This window comes from Burkholderia sp. KL41 (assembly GCF_057005415.2).
The window spans coordinates 2,883,732-2,900,687 of the sequence record NZ_CM174447.1; the positions used below are offsets into that span (position 1 = coordinate 2,883,732).

Below are 16,956 nucleotides of genomic sequence, written 5' to 3' on the forward strand. Positions count from 1 at the left end.
CGACGGAAGGTATCGTTATGACCTACGTGTTCGACTTCAGCGATTTCGGCCTCTACGCCGGCATGCTCGCACGCGGGATCGGCGTGACGCTCGGCCTCACCGCGGCCTCCACCGCGCTCGGCGGCCTGATCGGCACCGCCGGCGCGTGGGCCGCGCTCGCCGGCCCGCGCTGGGCACGCGCGCTGGTCGCGGCCTACGTCGAGCTGATCCGCAATACGCCGTTCCTGGTCCAGCTGTTCTTCATCTTCTTCGGGCTGCCCGGGATCGGCGTGCACATCGACGAAGCGCAGGCGGCCGTGCTGGCGATGACGGTCAACCTGGGCGCGTATGCGGTCGAGATCCTGCGGGCCGGCATCGAATCGGTTCCGCACGGGCAAACGCAGGCCGCACGTGCGCTCGGGCTGCACGGCCGGCAGGTGTTCGGTCAGGTCGTGCTGCCGCAGGCGCTCGCGAACGTGTACCCCGCGCTGCTCGGGCAGGTGCTGATCGTGATGCTCGGTTCGGCCGTCGTGTCGCAGATCTCGGTGCCCGACCTGACCTATGCGGCGAACTTCATCCAGTCGCGCAATTTCCGTGCGTTCGAGATCTACATCGTCGTGACTGCGATCTACCTACTGCTGTCGATCGCGCTGCGCATGCTGCTCAATCGCGTCGGCCGCCGCCTGTTCGCGGGCCGCGCACCGCACGGTGCGGCCGCCGCACCGCGCCGCTCGTGCGTTGCCCGCTTTACATGGCGCACGCGCTCCCCTGAAACCGGCCTCCCGACGGAGCGTGCCCGATGATCGAATTCACCTTCCAGGATATTGCGTGGAACCTGCTACTGGCCGCGCGCTGGACCATGCTGCTGTCGCTGATCACGTTCGTCGGCGGCAGCGTCGCCGGGTTTGCGCTGCTCGCGATGCGCATCTCGCCGATGCCGGCGCTGCGCCGCTTCGTGAGCCTGTACGTCGAGCTGTTTCAGGGCACGCCGTTGCTGATGCAGCTGTTCCTCGGTTTCTTCGGACTGCCGCTGATCGGCATCGACGTGACGCCGTGGACCGCCGCATCGGTCGTATTGACGTTGAACGCGAGTGCGTACCTGGCCGACATCTGGCGCGGCTGCGTCGACGCCGTGCCGCGCGGCCAGTGGAGTGCGGCGGCCAGCCTCGGCATGACGTGGACGCAACAACTCCGTTACGCGGTGTGGCCGCAGGCATGGAAAATCGCGCTGCCGCCGACCGTCGGCTTTCTCGTGCAGGCGGTGAAGAGCACGGCGCTGACGTCGATCATCGGGCTGACCGAACTCACGAAGACCGGCAACATCATCACCAATGCGGTGTTCAAGCCGTTTCCGATCTACGCGATGGTCGCGCTGCTCTACTTCGCGATGTGCTTCCCGTTGACGTGGTACGCCCGCGTGCTAGAACGCCGCTACCGCGTCGCGAAGGCACGCTGAACCGGCGCCGCGCGCGCCTCATTACGATGCAGGTATCCCCCATGATTTCCATCAGCAACGTTTCGAAGTGGTACGGCCCGTTTCAGGTCCTCACCGACTGCACGACCGAGGTCAGGAAAGGCGAAGTGGTCGTCGTGTGCGGCCCGTCGGGCTCGGGCAAGTCGACGCTGATCAAGACCGTCAACGGCCTCGAGCCGTTCCAGCAGGGCGAGATCCTCGTGAACGGCCAGTCGGTCGGCGACAAGAAGACGAACCTGTCGAAGCTGCGCTCGAAGGTCGGGATGGTGTTCCAGCATTTCGAGCTGTTCCCGCACCTGTCGATCACCGAGAACCTGACGCTCGCGCAGATCAAGGTGCTCGGCCGCGGCAAGGACGAAGCGAACGAGAAGGGCCTGAAGCTGCTCGATCGGGTCGGCCTGAAGGCGCATGCGCACAAGTTCCCGGGCCAGCTGTCGGGCGGCCAGCAGCAGCGTGTCGCGATCGCGCGCGCGCTGTCGATGGATCCGATCGCGATGCTGTTCGACGAGCCGACGTCCGCGCTCGACCCCGAGATGATCAACGAAGTGCTCGACGTGATGGTCGAACTCGCGCAGGAAGGGATGACGATGATGGTCGTCACGCACGAGATGGGCTTCGCGAAGAAGGTCGCGCATCGCGTGATCTTCATGGACAAGGGCGCGATCGTCGAGGACGACCGCAAGGACGATTTCTTCTCGAATCCGAAATCGGAACGCGCGAAGGACTTCCTCGCGAAGATCCTGCACTGAACGCTGCCGCGACGCATCCGCCCCTTCCGATCGCCCGTTCCATGCCGGCCTTTCCGATGAAACGACTGCCTTCCCTCAACGCGCTGCAGATCTTCGACATCGTCGCCCGCCACGGCAGCTTCACGCGCGCCGCCGAGCAGCTGTGCCTGACGCAGGGTGCGGTGAGCCGGCAGGTCCTCGCGCTGGAGGCGTTCTACCAGTTCCCGCTATTCAAGCGCACGCCAAAGGGACTGACGCTGACGGCGGAAGGCGAGCTGCTGTTACCGACGGTGCGCGAGAGCTTTGCGCGCATCGAAGAGGTATCGATGCGCCTGTCGCGCCGGCGCACCGAGCTCGCGCTGAAGGTGCCGACCTGCATGATGCAGTGGATGTTGCCGCGGATCATGCGGTTTCAGTCCGAGCACCCGGAACTCCAGGTGCAGATCACGACGACCTGGGGCCATCACGTCGATTTCCGCATGGAGCCGTTCGACGCCGCGGTGATCTACGCCCCCGGCGCCGGCCCCGACATGTACGCGATCCCGCTGTTCGAAGAGCGGCTCACGCCGGTATGCTCGCCGGACCTGCTGAACCGGCATTCGCTCGCAAGCGTCGACGACCTGGCCAACCATACGCTGCTGCATCCGACCCGCGATCACCGCGACTGGAAACGGTGGCTCGACCATGCGGGCGCACCGCACGTCGACTCGACGCGCGGATTGAGCTTCGAAACGCTCGACCTCGCCACCCACGCGGCGATCGACGGCTACGGCATCGCGATCGGCGACCGGACGCTCGTCGACGAAAGCGTGGCGGCGCACCGGCTCGTGACGCCGTTCGACGTGTCGATGCCGACCGGGATGGGCTATTACTTCGTGTATCCGGGCGGCGCCGAGCAGCAGCAGAAGATCCAGCTGTTCGGCGACTGGATCACGGACGAACGCGAGCGCCAGACCTCCGTTTTCAATCGGCGCGCGTGAGCCGGCTCATCGGCACGGCACGCAAGCGCTTGCGTACCGCATACGGCCGCCCGGCGCACCCGACCGGATCCGGCCCGCGCAATGCCGGCAGGCGGCGATTTCCCCTCGCTTCCAGTTCGCTTTCAAACCGCCCCGCAACCGTGAATAAACGGGATTATTGAATCCAAAGAATTCGATATTTTATTTTCGGATTATCCTCTAAACTTTTTCATGGCAATTCGCCGACCTGCGTTTGCCGAATCACTTCAATTCTCCGACTCATTAAATCAATCAAGGAGTTTGAAATGTAAGCTGCCGCAATTTCATCGGGAACCACACCGTCGATTCGTGTCGGCGACGTGCTGGCGGCTCGGCAGCGGCGGCACGACGACCGAGTATCGCCGGGACGGTGAAGGCCGAACCGGGGCGGATACACGGGTTCCTGATCGAGGTGCCTGGGCGCGAGGGTTTCGCGCCATGAACGGCGCAATGCGAACTGCCTTTTTGCATTGCGCCGCCTTTTTAATTTGATCCGGATTGCTTTAACCCATTCATCGTCACACGCAAACCGAATCAAATCAAAAAAGAAACAATCCAACGCGCCGTGCGCCGTGTAGTCGCTTCTTTATTTTGACTTTGAACCTGCAGTTTGCCGGCGGACATGCCGGGAACAACGCGACACCATCCGGTCAGCTTATCTCCCGCAACGTCCCCAGCAGCACCTTCCTGCAACTCGCGACCATCTGCGCTTCCGGATCGCGATATTCCGTGAGCAGCCACGCCGCGCCGACGTTCGTCATCGCGCCGACGAGCGCGAGCCCGATCAGCCGCTGCTCGGTGCGCTCCGCGGGCGTCGCCGCTTCGCGCGGCGCGCCGATCGCCATGATCAGCTTGCCGAAGTCGATCAGCATGCGCTGGTAGGTCATGTCGGTATCCGCGCTCACGCCCATCACCTCGAGCAGCAGCACGCGCGCCGCGCACGGGTCGCGCAGGAACGCGAAGAACGCGGCGAGCCCGGCATCGATGCTCTCGCGCAGATCGCCGCCGCGCTTGGCCACTGCCCGCGCGACCGCCTCGTGCAACTGCTGCGCGTGATGCAGGTAGGTGCAGCGCAGCAAATCCTCGGTGCTGTCGAACGCCGCATAAAAATAGCGATCGTTCAGCTTCGCTTCCTGGCAGATCGACCGTACCGTCGCCTTGCGGAACCCGACCGTGCCGAACACGCGCGTCGCCGCGCGGATCAGCGCGTCGCGCCGCTCGGCGGCCCGCACCTCGGGCGCCACGCCGCCATACGAGCGGCCCCGTTTTTCCGTTTCGAGTGCTTTCTCCATTCCGCTATTTGACATCAGGACACCCGAAAACTAAAGTGGTGACGATCAACACCACATTAGACGCGCCGCCGGTACAGGGCAAGCGGAACGGGAGGAGCAACGGATGAACGGGTTTTCCGGCAAGGTCGCCGCGATCACGGGCGCCGGTTCGGGCATGGGCCGCAGCCTCGCGGTCGAGCTTGCGCGGCGGGGCTGCGAGGTCGCGCTCGCCGACGTCAACGAAACCGGGCTCGCCGGCACGGCGGCCGCCTGCGCCCAGCATGGCGTGCGCGTGAGCACGCGGCGGCTCGACGTCGCCGACCGCGATGCGGTGTTCGCGTGGGCCGATTTCGTGCGCGCCGGGCATGGCAAGGTCAACCTGATCTTCAACAACGCGGGCGTGTCGCTGGCCGCCAGCGCCGAGACCGCGGACATCGCCGATCTCGAATGGATCGTCGGCATCAACTTCTGGGGCGTCGTGCACGGCACGCAGGCATTCCTGCCGCACCTGCGCGCGTCGGGCGACGGACACGTCGTCAATACGTCGAGCCTGTTCGGGCTCGTCGCGATGCCGACACAAAGCGCTTACAACGCGACCAAGTTCGCGGTGCGCGGCTTTACCGAGGCACTGCGGATGGAGCTCGAACTCGACGGCGCGCCGGTGAGCGCGACCTGCGTGCATCCGGGCGGCGTCGCGACGAACATCGTCGACGCGGGCCGCGTCGATACCAGCATCCATGCACTCACGGGCCAGGACGAAGCGACTCATCGCCGCCAGGCGAACCGGCTGATCAACGCGACGACGGCCGACGAGGCCGCGCGGCAAATCCTCGCGGGTGTCGAGCGCAATGCGCGCCGCGTGCTCGTCGGCGCCGACGCACGCCGGCTCGACAGGATCGCGCGCCTGCTCGGTGCCGGTTACCAGTGGCTGATGCTGCGCCACGTGCGCCGCGCCCGGGCCCGCAACCTCCGCCCGAAGGAAGTCCCGGCCGCGCTCCCGACCACGCCCACCAAGGACCCCGCATGACCTCGACGACGACCGACCGGCGCGACGCGCCGCCCGCCCCCGGCGACAACCGCGACCTCGACGTGCTGATCGTCGGTGCCGGGCTGTCCGGCATCGGCGCGGCGTATCACCTGAAGCAGCGCTGCCCGTACGCAAGCGTGGCCATCGTCGAGGCGCGCGATGCGATCGGCGGCACCTGGGACCTGTTCCGCTATCCGGGCGTCCGTTCGGATTCCGACATGTTCACGCTCGGCTACAGCTTCCGCCCGTGGCACAGCGACAAGGCGATCTCCGACGGCCAGACGATCCTCGACTACATCCGCGACACCGCGCGCACCTACGGCATCGACAAGACGATCCGCTACGGCCAGAAAGTCGTCGCGGCCGACTGGGATTCGAACCGCGCGCGCTGGACGGTACGCATCGAGCGCACGCAGGGCGGCACGACCGACACGCTCGTCTACACCTGCCGCTTCCTGTTCATGTGCAGCGGCTACTACGACTACGACGCCGGCTACCTGCCCGACTGGGCCGGGATGGACACGTTCGAAGGCAAGCTCGTGCATCCGCAGCACTGGCCGAAGGACCTGTCGTATGCGAACCGGCGCGTCGTCGTGATCGGCAGCGGCGCGACGGCCGTCACGCTCGTGCCGTCGATGGCGGCCGACGCGCAGCACGTGACGATGCTGCAACGCTCGCCGACCTACATCGTGTCGCTGCCCGCGCGCGACAAGATCGCGAACGCGTTGCGCCGCGTGCTGCCGTCCCGGCTCGCGCACCGGCTCGTGCGCGTGAAGAACGTGCTGCTGACGATTTACCTGTACAACGTGTCGCGCCGCAAGCCCGACCAGACGAAGAAGTTCATCATCCGCGCGGCCAGCAAGCAGCTCGGCCCCGACTTCGACGTCGCGAAGCACCTGACGCCGCGCTACATGCCGTGGGACCAGCGCGTGTGCCTCGTGCCGAACGGCGACCTGTTCAAGTCGATCCGCGCGGGCCGCGCGTCGATCGTCACCGACGAGATCGAGCGCTTCACGCCGACCGGCCTCAAGCTGAAGAGCGGCCAGCAGCTCGACGCGGACGTGATCGTCACCGCGACCGGGCTGAAGGTGAAGATGCTCGGCGGCGCGCGCGTCACGGTCGACGGCCGCGCGGTCGACCTGCCGGAGACCGTGTCGTACAAGGGAATGATGTACAGCGACGTGCCGAACCTCGCATCGTCGTTCGGCTACACGAACGCGTCGTGGACGCTGAAGGCCGAGCTGATCGCGCGCTACGTGTGCCGGCTGCTCAACCACATGCGCGCGAACGACTTCGACACGTGCGTGCCGCGGCTCGGCGCCGGCGAGCTCGGCGACGTGCCGGCCGTCAACCTGAGCTCGGGCTACATCCAGCGCGCGGCCGGCATCCTGCCAAAGCAGGGCCATCGCAAGCCGTGGAAATTCCACCAGAACTACGTGCGCGATCTCGCGTCGCTGAAGTTCAGCGCGCTCGCCGATTCGGCGATGCATTTCGAACGCCGCGCGAAAGCCGGCACGGCCGCCGCGGCGCCGGTTGCCGAACCCGCACTCGAACCCCGTTGAGGCCGACATGACCCCTACGCTCCATCTGATCCAGAACGTCCTGCTCGGCGTCGTCGCGGTGCTCGCCGCGCTCGCGCTGTTTACCGGTTACGTGGCCCGTCGCGTGACGCGCGCGTTTCCGCCCGAAGGCCGCTTCGTCGATGTCGGCGGCGACCGCATCCACTACGTCGAATACGGTAACGGCCCGCCGATCGTGTTCGTCCACGGGCTCGCCGGGCAACTGCGCAATTTCGCGTACCTGCCGCTCGCGCGGCTCGCGCAGCAGCATCGCGTGATCCTCATCGACCGCCCGGGCGCCGGCCGCTCGCTGCGCGGCGCGGCTTCGCAGGCGAACGTGTTCGCGCAGGCCCGCACGGTCGCCGCGTTCATCGACGCGCTGCGGCTCGACAAGCCCGTGCTGGTCGGCCACTCGCTCGGCGGTGCGATCGCGCTTGCCGTCGGCCTCAACCATGCGGACCGCGTGAGCCGGCTCGCGCTGATCGCGCCGCTGTCGCACCAGCAGACCGAGCCGCCGGCGCCGTTCAAGCCGCTGATGCTGCCCTCGCCGCTCGTGCGCCGCTTCGTGTCGTGGACCTTCGCGATCCCGCTGACGATCCTGACCGGCCGCAAGGCCGTGCGCCAGGTGTTCGCGCCGGAAGACGTGCCGCGCGACTTCCCGGTCAAGGGCGGCGGCCTGCTCGGGATGCGCCCGCACGTGTTCTACGCGACGGCGACCGACCTGCTGTCGGCCCCCGTCGACCTGCCCGCGATGGAACGCCGCTACGCGGACCTCGCGCTGCCGGTCGACGTGCTGTACGGCCGCGCCGATCCGATCCTGAACTGGCGCGAGCACGGCGACGCGCTCGCGAAGAAATCGGCGCGCGTGCGGCTGAAGGTCGTCGAGGGCGGGCACATGCTGCCGGTCACGATTCCGGAGGCTACCGCCGACTGGCTGCTCGAAGTCGCCGCCGCGCCGGCCGAGGTGGCACCGCAGGCAGCGCGCGTCGCGCACTGAGCCGGGAAACCGGCGAAACCAGCGAAACCGGGCCTGATTCCGCGCCCGCCGTGCAGCCGAAGCGGTGGCCGAATCAGGCTTCGTCGTCGGGCACCGACAGCCCGAGATCCGAGATTACCTCCCGCGCGCTGCGGAATGCCTCGACCGCGGCCGGCGCGCCCGCGTACAGCGCGCTGTGCAGCAACACCTCGCGGATCTCGACGAGGCTCGCGCCGTTGTTGAGGGCGCCGCGAATGTGACCCTTCAGTTCCGTGCTGCGGCCGAGCGCCGCCAGCATCGCGCACGTGCACAGGCTGCGCGTCTTCAGGTCGATCCCGTCCCGCTGCCACGTGCTGCCCCACGCGTGCTCGTTCAGCCAGTTCTGCAGCGGGCGCGAAAAACCGTCGAGGTCGCGCATCGCGCGCTCGACGAACGCCTCGCCCATCACGTCGATTCGTCGCGCCTTGCCGTTTTCCCTGTCCTGTTCGCTCATGTCCGGGTCCTGTATGGAGTCGTGGCCGCGTCGGCATCGTCGGCAGCCGGGGATTTCGCGCCATGTTCATCGGGCCGGCGCGTTTCGTCAAAGATGCGGCCCTCGGTTCGAGGCCATCCGCGCAACGCGATATCGAACGCTACGTAACATCGCGCCGCGCGTTACGGCGGCTTACGGGAACATCGCAACCGCCGCGCCCGCGCACCGAGCATGCCCGTCGCGCGAAAGCGCCGTTACTCCGTTTAAATCGCGCCGATATTCCCGATTCCCGCAATAAAGCGCGACACCGTTTCGCGAATGCTATCGTGGCGCGGAATTTGCAGAGGAGGCTTGGACACACTTCCAATGTCGAGGCCAACATGCACACACTCTTCAAGAAGACGACGGTAACGATGGCCGTCTCGTCGCTGCTCGCACTATATGGTTGCGGCTCGGTCGATGGACCGACGACCCCGCCGACGATCAAGCCGAGCACGTCAGGGACGGGCGGCAGCTCGGGGACTTCGGGTACGTCGGGCGGTGGGACGTCGGGGACTTCGGGGGGCGGGACTTCGGGTAGTTCGGGGACTTCTGGTACGTCGGGCACTTCCGGCACGTCAGGTACGTCGGGCACCTCCGGTACGTCGGGTACCTCCGGTACGTCGGGTACTTCCGGCACCTCGGGTACCTCTGGTACGTCGGGTACTTCCGGCACGTCGGGCACTTCCGGTACCTCTGGTACGTCGGGCACTTCCGGCACCTCGGGTACCTCCGGCACGTCGGGCACTTCCGGCACCTCGGGTACTTCCGGTACGTCGGGCACTTCCGGCACCTCGGGTACCTCCGGCACCTCGGGTACTTCCGGTACGTCGGGCACTTCCGGCACGTCGGGTACCTCCGGCACCTCGGGTACTTCCGGTACGTCGGGCACTTCCGGCACCTCGGGCACTTCCGGTACGTCGGGTACTTCCGGCACCTCGGGCACCTCCGGCACCTCGGGCACTTCCGGTACGTCGGGTACTTCCGGCACCTCGGGCACCTCCGGTACGTCGGGCACCTCCGGCACCTCGGGCACTTCCGGTACGTCGGGTACTTCCGGCACCTCGGGTACTTCCGGTACGTCGGGCACTTCCGGTACGTCGGGTACCTCCGGCACCTCGGGCACTTCCGGCACCTCGGGCACTTCCGGCACCTCCGGCACTTCCGGCACCTCCGGCACCGGCGTCACCCCGCTCGGCAACGTCCTCCAGAAATCCGGCAACCTCGTAACGGCAGTCGGTACGACGGTCGCAAACGGCGGCGGCGTGATCGGCGGCGTGCAGATCCCCGGCACGAACCCGACGACGGCCAACAGCGTCGGCAACGCGGTCACGAGCCTCGGCAACGGCGTGCAGGCGCTCGGCAACGGCGTCGCGGCCGGCCTCGGCTCGATCGGCGTGTCGGCGAACCCGCTCGGACCGACGCTGACGTCGACCACCGGCCTGCTGACCGGCGCCGGCGGCGCGGTCAACAACCTCGGGAACGCGGTGAAGAGCCTCGGCTCCGGCCCGCTGTCGCCGCTGTCGCCGGTCACGACGCTCGTCGGCGATCTCGTCAACACCGTGGGCGGCGCCGTCAACTCGACCGCGTCGGGCCTCAACACGGCGCTGAACAGCTCGCCGGTCCAGCAGCTCGAGACGCAGGTCGGCAAGGTGATCAACCCGATCACGAACACGCTGACCGGCGGTGTCACGACGCCGGGCGCCACGCAGACGCTCGGCGGCGTCACGCTGCTCGGCACGCCGCTCAACGGCCTGCTGAGCGCACTCGGCAACGGCCTCGCCCTCGCCGGCACGAAGGTCGGCGGCGCAACCGGCAACCCGGTCGGCACCGGCCTCGGCGGCGTCGTGGCACAGCTCGGCAACACGGTGACGTCCACCGGCGGCCTGGTCCACGACAACAACGCGGGCAGTTCCAGCAGCGGCACGGGCGGCAGCAACCCGCTCGCCCCGATCACGGGCCTGCTCGGCACGCTGACGGGCGGCCTGGGCGGCGGCAGCTCGAGCGGTTCGGGCGGCACGAGCGGCGCGAGCAGCGGCGGCCCGCTCGGACCGGTCACGGGCCTGCTCGGCTCGCTGACGGGTGCGCTCGGCGGCCTCGGTTCGAGCGGCACGAGCGGCACCGGCGGAACGAGTGGCACCAGCGGCACCGGTGGCGCGGGTGTCGGCGGCCTGCTGGCGCCGGTCACCAACCTCGTCAATTCGCTGACGCCGCTCGGCGCCAGCCTCACGGGCACGGTCACGACGCCGGGCGGCAACGTGACGGGCACGCTCGGCGGCCTGCTGTCGAGCGGCCCGGTCGGCACGGTGACGGGTGCGCTGACGACGCCGGCAGGCGCCGCCGGCGCCATCGGCACCGCGAGCCCGGGCGGCGCGGCCGGCACGGCCACGACGCCGGCTGGCGGCGGCTCCGTGGCGGCCGGCCTGACCGGCAGCTCGAACGGCGGTGCCGCGGGCGGCGCCGGCAACCTGCTGTCGCCGGTGACGAACCTCCTCGGCGGTCTGCTGGGCGGCGGCACCAAGAAGTAACGCTTTACCTATCAGAACCACAGGCCAATGGCCGGGCGCGCATCCATACAAAGCCCGGCCGATGGCCGGCGTCACCCGCCAAGCGGGGGCGCCGGCCTTCACCCGTACGAGGATCCGATCATGAACTCCACGCTTGACGGCATCGCCGCGGTCCAGGACCGCCCACCCCGTTCCGCCACGCCCCTGCGCGCCGGCCTGCTCGGCATCGCCGCCGGACTGTTCGCGCTGTGGATCACGCGCGGCCAGCCGACTTTCGATGCAGCCACGCGCGCGGTCATCGCCAGCCTCGCGATCATCGGCACGATCGCGCTGCACGAAATCTTCATCTCGCGCGTCTACCTGCGCCCGAGCGCGGGCCTGTCGCGGCAGGCCGTCCGCCCGCTCGGCATCGCGCGCGTCGCGACTCGGCTCGGCGCGTTGGCGTCGATCTATGCGGGCATCGGCGCGATCTACTGGCTGCTGCCCGAATACCACGGCGCGTTCTACCGGCCATTCTGGTCGCTGCTGCGCTCGCTCGCACCGTATGTGATCGTCGCCGCGCCGTTCTACTTCGCGTGGATGGATCGCCACCAGCGCGAGACCGACGACGCGTACCTGCTGTGGGGCCGCTTCCTGTTCCGCCGCGAGCGGCCCGCGAGCTGGAAGCCGGTGCGCGAGATGCTGGCCGGCTGGGGCGTGAAGGCGTTCTTCCTGCCGCTGATGACCGTCTACCTGTCGAAGGACGCCGATCACCTGACCGCGTCGCTCGCGAACGCGATGCACGCACCGGCGACGATCGCGACCTTCATGTTCATGTACGACCTGTCGTTCACGATGGACCTGATGTTCGGCACCGTCGGCTACCTGTGCACGTTCCGCATCCTCGACAGCCACGTGCGCACCGTCGAGCCGACGACGCTCGGCTGGGTAGCCGCGTTGATGTGCTACCAGCCGTTCTGGTCGCTGTTCTCGAACAACTACATCCGCTACGAAGGCACGTTGTTCTGGGACAACTGGCTGCTGTCGGCCCCGACGCTGCGCGTGATCTGGGGCACGGTGATCATCCTGCTGCTGCTGACCTATGCGCTGTGCACGATCTCGTTCGGGCTGCGTTTCTCGAACCTCACCAACCGCGGGATCATCACGTCGGGCCCGTACCGCTTCACGAAGCATCCGGCGTACATCACGAAGAACCTGTCGTACTGGATGGTGTCGGTACCGTTCGTCGAGCCGCTCGGCTGGCAGGTCGGGCTGATGCACTGCGCGGGGCTCGTCGCGGTCAACCTGATTTACTACACGCGGGCGAAGACCGAGGAACGGCACCTGATGCGTGACCCCGACTATCGCGCGTATGCCGAATGGATCGCGCAGCACGGGTTGTTCGCGCGGATGAGGCAGGCGTTCGGGCAGCGCGCGCCGGCCTGACACGGCGGCGCAAGGCGGGCCCTGCGGCCCCGCCCACGCTTGCGTCGGCGTTCGCACATCGACGTTTCGCCGGTTCCGGCACAATGCGCGCGCCCTTGCGACCAGGTACGCGCGCAGCAGTGCTCACTGCCGCGACTCGATTGCGATCGGCGCAACGCGAAGCTGTGTGCGTACTACGAGGCACTCGGCTTCGCACGCGTCGCGCTTCGTCCGCTGCCCGGCGGTTACATCGCTTCGCTCTACGAGCGCGGTGGCCGATTGACGGCACCGGCCATGCGCGCACTACCCGGCAGCGACTGTCCGGCTGGCCCACCCGCCGCTCAGGCTACGGCATGCGTCCATGCGGCCAATTGTCGCGAAACGATGCGATTCTCCGCGTTTCGTCGCTTTTCTCCACCGATACGATTGCCCGCTCCCGACGCCTCGCGTATGGTGCTGGCCGTCCGCGCCCGATCGGTCGCCCGGACACCCGACCGTCGTCGCGCACGACGGCCGCGCGGGCCGTGCCCGCCGTCACCGTCTCCGCGGCACCGCCCTTCGGCGCCGCGCATTCATGAGGAGAGAGACGTGATTCACAAAGTCCTGATCCTGTTCGCACTCTGCATCGCGGGCCTCGCCGCGATCGCCGCCGGTTTCCAGCACATCCCCAGCTGATTCGCGGCCCCGGCTCGCTTCGCCGAGCCCGGGGGCCGCACCCATTCCTCCCCCCTCTTGCGATGAACCACTTTCTCGGACCGCCCGGGACGGGCGCCTTTTGCCATGCGCATCGACGTACAGCATTCCCAGCACGACATCGACGATGAACTCGACTCGCTCTACACACGCCTGCACCAGCCGGGCCATCGCCTGCACGGCCTGCCGGCCGTCGCGCTCGGCCGCTCCGGCCTGATCGTCCGCCACCGCGAGGCCGACGGCGAATACTTCCTGTACGTCGAGGATCCGGCCGCGCGCCAGCTCGCCGGCTATACGGTATTCAACCGCCTGCCCGAAATCCCGCGTCGCGCCGACCGCTACCTGCGCGCGCCGCACACGCGGCTGCGCGGCACGTCGCAACGCAAGGGCCTCGCGACGACGCTGTATCGATGGGGACTCGACGCCGGCCTGTGCCTGATCAGCGGCGCACGTCAGTCGATCGGCGCGGCGCAGCTGTGGACCGCGCTGGCCCATGACTATCGACACGGCTTCGTCGACATCGAAGGCCGCGCGCTGCGCTATCTGGGCGAAGCCGTTGCCGACGACGTGCACGGCGCGCTGCATACGCGTCGCCTGCTGCTCGGCAACGGGTGGGAAATCGGCGCATTCGCGCGCGCGGCCGGGATGGCCGACGTCGTCGCCGCAGAATGTCGCCACCCGGGATTTCCGCGGGAAAGGCGCGAACCGCACCGCTTGCTCGGGGGCGCAAAAGCGCGCCACTCCGCCCGTGCACCGATGCGATAATCCGTCGGGCCCGCGCGCCCCCATCGCGCAAACCACCCAACGACACGCTCCTCGATGGCTACCGAACTCCAACCCGATTCCGAGCGCCGCATCGACATCGTCGCGTTATGCGGCAGCCTGCGCGCGCAGTCGTATAACGCGGCGCTGCTGGATGCGGCGGCACGCGTCGCGCCGCCCGGGACACACATCACGCGCTTCGATCGCCTCGGCGAATTTCCGCTGTTCAACCCCGACGCAGAATATCCGTCGCCGGCCGGGGTGCGCGACCTGATCGATCGCCTGAACGCCGCCGACGGCGTGCTGATCGCGAGCCCGGAATACGCGCACGGCGTGACCGGCGTGATGAAGAACGCGCTCGACTGGGTCGTGGGATGCGAAGCGTTCGTGTACAAGCCGGTCGCGGTGCTGAACGCGTCGCCGCGCGCGACGCATGCGGACGCGGCGCTGCGGGAAACGCTGTCGGTGATGTCGGCGCGCATCGTCGAGCGCGCGTCGATCACGCTCCCGATCCTCGGCAGCCAGCTCGACGCGGCAGGCATCGCCGCGCATCCGCCGTTCGCGGCGGCGCTGGTCGAGGCGTTGCACGCGCTCGGCGCGGAGATTACCGAAGGCGCGTCAACACGCTGACGTTGCGTAACCGGAAATCCATCGCAGTCCGGATCAATCGGACGCCGCGCCCATCGACGGGCGCAACGTCCGGCACGGATCATCGTCCGCGATAGATCGGTCTGTCGGCCGCCATCGGACCCGATTCGCTCGCGGCCGGTGCCGCCATGCCGTATCCGCTGGTATCGGCCGCCGACGTGCCGGTCGAACCGACCTTCTTCAGCGCCTCCGCCAGCCGCGCCGGATAGTACGGGTCTTCGCCGTTCTGGCGGTAGCCGGCCGCACGCAGGGCGGCCAGTTCGGCCTTCACCTCCGCACGCGTCACGGTGGACTGCGGCGCGGCCCACGCGGAAACGGAAGCGGTCGCGGCAACCGTCGCGAGAACATACAGGGCAAGCTTGTTCATCTGATCTCTCCTGAGCATCGACGACGTTGTCGACGGAGAGTGAGTCGAGCCGCGCGCGCAAAGATGACACTCGCCGAAGAAAAAATCCGGCGTCGCGTCACGGTGCAGCTGCCACGCGGCACGCCGGCAGGAACGGCGTGTAACGGCGTGTTGAACGAAAACCCGAACGGCTGTCAGATTCCGCCGGCTCGCGCGACTACCGGCATGTGGCCCGGCGCCACCCTCTGTTTTCGTTCAAAGGGTCCGACATGAAAACCAGAATCTGGATACTGATCGCGTCGCATCTCGCGACGGGGCTCGCGGCGTTTGCCGCGGGCATCTACGTGCTGCCGATCCTCACGGCGACGGAAGGCGCAAGCGCCGTCGAACTGCAAGTGGCCGCGGAAAACGCGCGCCATACCGGCCGCTTCGAACGCAACCTGCCGGGCAGCGACGCGCTGCACTGGGCGGACGGCAAGCTGACCGTCACCGATTCGTCGATCGCGTTCGAGGGCGACATCGCACCGGGCCCCGACTACAAGCTCTATCTCGTGCCGGCCTTCGTCGATACGCGAGCGTCGTTCCTCGCGATCAAGGCGCGCGCCGTGCGCGTGGGCGACCTGAAGACATTCGGCAATTTCGTCGTGGCGCTTCCCGACGACGTGAATCCCGCGCAATACACGTCGGTCGTGATCTGGTGCGAACGCTTCTCGAAATTCATCAGCGCGGCCCGCTATCAAAGCGCGCCGGCGTCGGGCCTGACGTCGATGTGACCGGCCCCCGGCGGCGGCGGTGCGTGCCCGCGCGCTACCGGCTCTTGCCGCGCGCGCCCTTCTTCACCGTCTTCGCGCGCGGGGCTTCCTTCTCGGGCTGCGCGCCGCCGCCGGCGAGATCCTCGAGCCATGCGAGCGCATCGACGTACGACAGGAACTGCTGCAGATATTCCGGCGACAGCTCGCGCATCGTCGCGAGCGACCGGTGCACGAGACTGTTCGAATTGAGCGGCCCCGCGTTGCGCGGCACCTGGTCGAGCGACTGGCGGTATTGCTGTTCGGTGCGGACCTTCGACCACATCGTGCGGAAGTAGTCGACCAGCTCGGGATCGAGCCCGCGCCGGTCGGCCTGCGCATCGCGGCCGAGCCGTTCGACGAGCGCCGCCAGCGACGGGCCGCGTCCGGCCGCACCATCGTCGGCTTGCGCGATGCCGCTCGCGGCGGCCTTCGCTTCGTCGGCCCGCGCGACGACCGCCGCGAAGCCTTCGATCAGCGCGGCGAGCCGCGCGTCGAGCAGCCCGCGCGCGTTGCCTTCGAGCGCGGCCGCACGCCGCTCGAGCGCGTCGATCCGGAGAAAGCGCACGGGGTCGAGCCGGTCGGCGCCCTGCTCGCGCCATGCGTCGAGCGTAGCGCGAACGTGCGTCGCGTCGTCGGTCACTTCGCGTTCCCTCCGTTCGATGCCGACTTGCGCGGCACCGGCGCGATCTCCACGCGACGGTTCTTCGCGCGGCCTTCATCGTCCGCATTCGAGCTGACCGGCTGTTCCGAGCCGAACGCGGCCGCGAACACCGACGACGCCGGCACGCCGGCGTCGATCAGCGCGCGCGTGACCGTCAACGCGCGCTTGGCCGACAGTTCCCAGTTGTCCGCGAACTGGCGGTTGCCGGCATGCACCTGCTGGTCGTCGGCGAAGCCGCTGATCATCAGGATCTCGTCGCGTGTCTTCAGGTAGGCGGCGAGCGGTGCGGCCAGCGTCTTCAGCAGGTCGCGGCCGGCGGGCTGCAACTGGTCGGAGTTCAGCGCGAACAGCACGTTGCCGCTGATGCCGATGCGTCCGTTCACGAGCGTCACGCGGCCGGCCGCGAGCGGCCCGGCGAGCGCCTGCTCGAGCGACTTGCGCTGCTGCGCTTCCTGCTGGCGCGCGCGCACGGCTTCCTCGAGCTTCGACGTGAGCTGCAACTGCATGCCGATCACGCCGACGAGGATCAGCACGAACGCGCCGAGCAACACCGACATCAGGTCGGCGAACGCGGGCCACACCGGCGCGGAGGACGCACCGCCGTCGATTTCGTCGTGCATG

Annotated in this window: 17 protein-coding genes; 12 read left to right on the forward strand and 5 right to left on the reverse strand. The window is 68.1% G+C overall.

Annotation, left to right across the window (positions count from 1 at the left end; translation table 11 throughout):
• Window positions 1-17: 17 nt before the first annotated feature.
• From PQB87_RS30270 to PQB87_RS30285, 4 genes are read left to right on the forward strand one after another with little or no spacing between them, the layout of a single operon-like run.
• On the forward strand, window positions 18-782 hold the full coding sequence (locus PQB87_RS30270; RefSeq protein WP_153489939.1) for an amino acid ABC transporter permease: 765 nt from the start codon (window positions 18-20) through the stop codon (window positions 780-782).
• The gene (locus PQB87_RS30275) at window positions 779-1,435 is read left to right on the forward strand and encodes an amino acid ABC transporter permease (RefSeq protein WP_059693821.1); all 657 of its coding nucleotides are present in this window, start codon (window positions 779-781) and stop codon (window positions 1,433-1,435) included. Before PQB87_RS30270 ends, PQB87_RS30275 begins: the two co-directional genes overlap by 4 nt.
• A 41-nt stretch (window positions 1,436-1,476) precedes the next feature.
• Window positions 1,477-2,202 (forward strand): amino acid ABC transporter ATP-binding protein, encoded by a 726-nt coding sequence (locus PQB87_RS30280; protein ID WP_091920165.1) that lies wholly within the window; start codon window positions 1,477-1,479, stop codon window positions 2,200-2,202.
• A gap of 56 nt (window positions 2,203-2,258) precedes the next feature.
• A complete protein-coding gene (locus tag PQB87_RS30285; protein ID WP_489243156.1) occupies window positions 2,259-3,161 on the forward strand; it encodes a LysR substrate-binding domain-containing protein in 903 nt (300 codons plus the stop codon).
• A 668-nt stretch (window positions 3,162-3,829) separates the two neighbouring features.
• Here the strand turns inward: PQB87_RS30285 and PQB87_RS30290 are convergent.
• Entirely contained in the window at window positions 3,830-4,471 is a 642-nt protein-coding gene (locus PQB87_RS30290) for a TetR/AcrR family transcriptional regulator (RefSeq protein ID WP_489243157.1), read from the reverse strand.
• 103 nt (window positions 4,472-4,574) lie between these two features.
• Here PQB87_RS30290 and PQB87_RS30295 point away from each other — a divergent pair, with 103 nt between their 5' ends.
• The 3 genes from PQB87_RS30295 to PQB87_RS30305 are packed head-to-tail and all read left to right on the forward strand — an operon-like array spanning window position 4,575 to window position 8,033.
• Complete coding sequence (locus PQB87_RS30295; protein ID WP_021163138.1) at window positions 4,575-5,477, forward strand: SDR family NAD(P)-dependent oxidoreductase; 903 nt, start codon at window positions 4,575-4,577, stop codon at window positions 5,475-5,477.
• The gene (locus tag PQB87_RS30300; RefSeq protein WP_489243158.1) at window positions 5,474-7,039 is read left to right on the forward strand and encodes a flavin-containing monooxygenase; all 1,566 of its coding nucleotides are present in this window, start codon (window positions 5,474-5,476) and stop codon (window positions 7,037-7,039) included. Before PQB87_RS30295 ends, PQB87_RS30300 begins: the two co-directional genes overlap by 4 nt.
• 7 nt (window positions 7,040-7,046) lie before the next feature.
• The gene (locus PQB87_RS30305; protein ID WP_153489941.1) at window positions 7,047-8,033 is read left to right on the forward strand and encodes an alpha/beta fold hydrolase; all 987 of its coding nucleotides are present in this window, start codon (window positions 7,047-7,049) and stop codon (window positions 8,031-8,033) included.
• A gap of 73 nt (window positions 8,034-8,106) precedes the next feature.
• On the opposite strand, the gene PQB87_RS30310 is transcribed toward PQB87_RS30305, so the two are convergent.
• Window positions 8,107-8,505 (reverse strand): carboxymuconolactone decarboxylase family protein, encoded by a 399-nt coding sequence (locus tag PQB87_RS30310; RefSeq protein ID WP_059687689.1) that lies wholly within the window; start codon window positions 8,503-8,505, stop codon window positions 8,107-8,109.
• A 359-nt stretch (window positions 8,506-8,864) separates the two neighbouring features.
• Here PQB87_RS30310 and PQB87_RS30315 point away from each other — a divergent pair, with 359 nt between their 5' ends.
• The 4 genes from PQB87_RS30315 (at window position 8,865) to PQB87_RS30330 (ending at window position 14,519) form a co-directional block, all read left to right on the forward strand.
• Window positions 8,865-11,051: a collagen-like triple helix repeat-containing protein gene (locus PQB87_RS30315; protein WP_489243159.1), complete on the forward strand. Its 2,187-nt coding sequence runs from the start codon at window positions 8,865-8,867 to the stop codon at window positions 11,049-11,051.
• 120 nt (window positions 11,052-11,171) lie between these two features.
• Window positions 11,172-12,455, forward strand: coding sequence for an isoprenylcysteine carboxylmethyltransferase family protein (locus PQB87_RS30320; RefSeq protein ID WP_111939098.1), 1,284 nt, complete (start codon window positions 11,172-11,174; stop codon window positions 12,453-12,455).
• A gap of 759 nt (window positions 12,456-13,214) precedes the next feature.
• Window positions 13,215-13,892: a histone acetyltransferase gene (locus PQB87_RS30325; RefSeq protein ID WP_489243160.1), complete on the forward strand. Its 678-nt coding sequence runs from the start codon at window positions 13,215-13,217 to the stop codon at window positions 13,890-13,892.
• Window positions 13,893-13,946: 54 nt separating this feature from the next.
• Window positions 13,947-14,519 (forward strand): NADPH-dependent FMN reductase, encoded by a 573-nt coding sequence (locus PQB87_RS30330; protein ID WP_489243161.1) that lies wholly within the window; start codon window positions 13,947-13,949, stop codon window positions 14,517-14,519.
• A 79-nt stretch (window positions 14,520-14,598) separates the two neighbouring features.
• On the opposite strand, the gene PQB87_RS30335 is transcribed toward PQB87_RS30330, so the two are convergent.
• Complete coding sequence (locus tag PQB87_RS30335; protein WP_489243162.1) at window positions 14,599-14,904, reverse strand: DUF4148 domain-containing protein; 306 nt, start codon at window positions 14,902-14,904, stop codon at window positions 14,599-14,601.
• 248 nt (window positions 14,905-15,152) lie between these two features.
• On the opposite strand from PQB87_RS30335, the gene PQB87_RS30340 reads away from it, so the two are divergent.
• Window positions 15,153-15,656 carry a DM13 domain-containing protein gene (locus PQB87_RS30340; RefSeq protein ID WP_027790874.1) on the forward strand — a complete coding sequence of 168 codons (504 nt, stop codon included), beginning with the start codon at window positions 15,153-15,155 and terminating at the stop codon, window positions 15,654-15,656.
• A gap of 34 nt (window positions 15,657-15,690) precedes the next feature.
• Here the strand turns inward: PQB87_RS30340 and PQB87_RS30345 are convergent, their stop codons facing one another.
• Both PQB87_RS30345 and PQB87_RS30350 read right to left on the reverse strand, forming a co-directional pair.
• Window positions 15,691-16,314, reverse strand: coding sequence for a DUF2894 domain-containing protein (locus PQB87_RS30345; protein ID WP_048020256.1), 624 nt, complete (start codon window positions 16,312-16,314; stop codon window positions 15,691-15,693).
• Window positions 16,311-16,955 (reverse strand): OmpA family protein, encoded by a 645-nt coding sequence (locus PQB87_RS30350; protein ID WP_174413631.1) that lies wholly within the window; start codon window positions 16,953-16,955, stop codon window positions 16,311-16,313. The genes PQB87_RS30345 and PQB87_RS30350 overlap by 4 nt, the downstream gene beginning before the upstream one ends.
• Between the last annotated feature and the right edge of the window lies 1 nt (window position 16,956).

Excerpts from the sequence above, each read along its gene's own strand:
- PQB87_RS30270 (WP_153489939.1), top strand. The coding sequence starts at position 18 with ATGACCTACGTGTTCGACTTCAGCGATTTCGGCCTCTACGCCGGCATG.
- PQB87_RS30275 (WP_059693821.1), top strand. The coding sequence starts at position 779 with ATGATCGAATTCACCTTCCAGGATATTGCGTGGAACCTGCTACTGGCC.
- PQB87_RS30280 (WP_091920165.1), top strand. The coding sequence starts at position 1,477 with ATGATTTCCATCAGCAACGTTTCGAAGTGGTACGGCCCGTTTCAGGTC.
- PQB87_RS30285 (WP_489243156.1), top strand. The coding sequence starts at position 2,259 with ATGAAACGACTGCCTTCCCTCAACGCGCTGCAGATCTTCGACATCGTC.
- PQB87_RS30290 (WP_489243157.1), bottom strand. The coding sequence starts at position 4,471 with ATGGAGAAAGCACTCGAAACGGAAAAACGGGGCCGCTCGTATGGCGGC.
- PQB87_RS30295 (WP_021163138.1), top strand. The coding sequence starts at position 4,575 with ATGAACGGGTTTTCCGGCAAGGTCGCCGCGATCACGGGCGCCGGTTCG.
- PQB87_RS30300 (WP_489243158.1), top strand. The coding sequence starts at position 5,474 with ATGACCTCGACGACGACCGACCGGCGCGACGCGCCGCCCGCCCCCGGC.
- PQB87_RS30305 (WP_153489941.1), top strand. The coding sequence starts at position 7,047 with ATGACCCCTACGCTCCATCTGATCCAGAACGTCCTGCTCGGCGTCGTC.
- PQB87_RS30310 (WP_059687689.1), bottom strand. The coding sequence starts at position 8,505 with ATGAGCGAACAGGACAGGGAAAACGGCAAGGCGCGACGAATCGACGTG.
- PQB87_RS30315 (WP_489243159.1), top strand. The coding sequence starts at position 8,865 with ATGCACACACTCTTCAAGAAGACGACGGTAACGATGGCCGTCTCGTCG.
- PQB87_RS30320 (WP_111939098.1), top strand. The coding sequence starts at position 11,172 with ATGAACTCCACGCTTGACGGCATCGCCGCGGTCCAGGACCGCCCACCC.
- PQB87_RS30325 (WP_489243160.1), top strand. The coding sequence starts at position 13,215 with ATGCGCATCGACGTACAGCATTCCCAGCACGACATCGACGATGAACTC.
- PQB87_RS30330 (WP_489243161.1), top strand. The coding sequence starts at position 13,947 with ATGGCTACCGAACTCCAACCCGATTCCGAGCGCCGCATCGACATCGTC.
- PQB87_RS30335 (WP_489243162.1), bottom strand. The coding sequence starts at position 14,904 with ATGAACAAGCTTGCCCTGTATGTTCTCGCGACGGTTGCCGCGACCGCT.
- PQB87_RS30340 (WP_027790874.1), top strand. The coding sequence starts at position 15,153 with ATGAAAACCAGAATCTGGATACTGATCGCGTCGCATCTCGCGACGGGG.
- PQB87_RS30350 (WP_174413631.1), bottom strand. The coding sequence starts at position 16,955 with ATGCACGACGAAATCGACGGCGGTGCGTCCTCCGCGCCGGTGTGGCCC.